General features: G+C 42.9%; 2 protein-coding genes and 1 pseudogene. 1 reads left to right on the top strand and 2 read right to left on the bottom strand.

From position 1 onward, the window contains the following. Positions 1 to 103: pseudogene (locus tag CHL74_RS16530) on the top strand (ISAon1 family transposase); the annotation flags it as partial. Here the strand turns inward: CHL74_RS16530 and CHL74_RS15380 are convergent. Both CHL74_RS15380 and CHL74_RS15375 read right to left on the bottom strand, forming a co-directional pair. Then, positions 100 to 339: a hypothetical protein gene (locus CHL74_RS15380; RefSeq protein WP_094882022.1), complete on the bottom strand. Its 240-nt coding sequence runs from the start codon at positions 337 to 339 to the stop codon at positions 100 to 102. The pseudogene CHL74_RS16530 and the gene CHL74_RS15380 sit on opposite strands and share 4 nt — an antisense overlap. Before the next feature lie 23 nt (positions 340 to 362). Continuing rightward, the gene (locus tag CHL74_RS15375; protein WP_094882021.1) at positions 363 to 1,196 is read right to left on the bottom strand and encodes a hypothetical protein; all 834 of its coding nucleotides are present in this window, start codon (positions 1,194 to 1,196) and stop codon (positions 363 to 365) included. Positions 1,197 to 1,336: the final 140 nt, after the last annotated feature.

Here is a 1,336-nt window from a genome sequence, read left to right as displayed (position 1 = left end):
TGCAGAATCTTTCAATGCAAAAGTCAAGCATTTCAGAGCACAACTTCGGGGTATCATTGACAAGAAATTCTTTCTCTTCAGACTAACAAGATTGTATGCTTAATCCACACACTTTTTCAGGTGAGCCATTTTTTCTATGCTTACGCCCTCGTCAGCCATCTGCCATAACTCCATGAATATGAATAAGACAGAATCGGGCTGGTTTCGCACAATCACCTTTCTGTTTTCGGCAAAACGGGTCTCTATGCGAAGGGGCAGGAGCATCAGTCCGTTACGGGCTGGGACCTTCTTTATCTGAACCTCAAAGTATTTCTTGAGTATATCTTGATTCTTGTTCATAGTTCCGCTGTTTTTAGTAATTCCTATTTCTTTATGATGCCACTTACCGGCAGTCCGAACACGGTGACATCCACGCGATGATGCCTTGCATACATACCGCCGTTCTCATAGTTGCATGTCTTGCCCTCATGACTCTTATGGCTGAAGCGCAATGAACGGTCAAGCTCCTCGAAGGTAAGATAATAGTTGATTATCTCTTTTTCGTTCTGTACGTCGAATCCCACAAGGTAAGTATTGTCCCTTGCCCACCCCATAATGCTCGGCTCCATGACATGAATGAGCTGACCGTTGCGATAAGACGAGAGATATACAGTGGTGTTAGGATAAACACGCATAAGATCGCCGTTCACCACAAACACCATCCTCTTGGAGTTCTTCATGTGGTTCTTTCCAAGACGGTCATGCCATTTATGCAGCTCCTTAACGTCAAAGTAAGTTTCGTCGATGGTGTCCGGATCTTCAGGAACGTCCCAGAACTTGCGGAAGTAAGATCCTCGCTCGTCCGTAGGATATTCTCTCCACAGAAGCTCCTTGCCCATCTCAGTGTTCATACCAGCCAAATATGCCTCTTCAAAGGCTGGATTGGTGTAGAAGCAGGAGATGGTGTTATTCTTCAGACTGTCCACTGATGGTATCATAAACCTTACTGACTGTTCCTTTAGATAGAAATATGTGGGGTCTGGCAATACGGGATATGCCATTACCGGATATTTCTCTGAGATTCTTGCGTCAAGGTCTTTTGTTTGTATATTATAGTTTTTAGCTATTTCGTCACGTACATTATCTGTAGAATACTTCTTTGTGCCGACCCGTTCCTTTTTATAATTAATTGGTTTAAGTCCCGGCAATCTCTTCATATTCTCTATTTTCGGCTCATCCGATAAAGTCCGTGGCATCCCTACCCAAATATATCAACGATACATGATAGATTTTCCGTAAAGATGTTTACCTTTGCTGTATGAAAAATGATGTCAGCATTAATATGTACAAGGGACTT

Source organism: Prevotella sp. 885, assembly GCF_002265625.1.
Taxonomy (GTDB): Bacteria; Bacteroidota; Bacteroidia; order Bacteroidales; family Bacteroidaceae; genus Prevotella.
The sequence above is the reverse complement of the archived record's forward strand: the minus strand, read 5'-3'. Positions and strand labels throughout refer to the sequence as shown.

Coding starts and splice junctions, on each gene's coding strand:
- CHL74_RS15375 (WP_094882021.1), bottom strand. CDS start 1,196: ATGAAGAGATTGCCGGGACTTAAACCAATTAATTATAAAAAGGAACGG.
- CHL74_RS15380 (WP_094882022.1), bottom strand. CDS start 339: ATGAACAAGAATCAAGATATACTCAAGAAATACTTTGAGGTTCAGATA.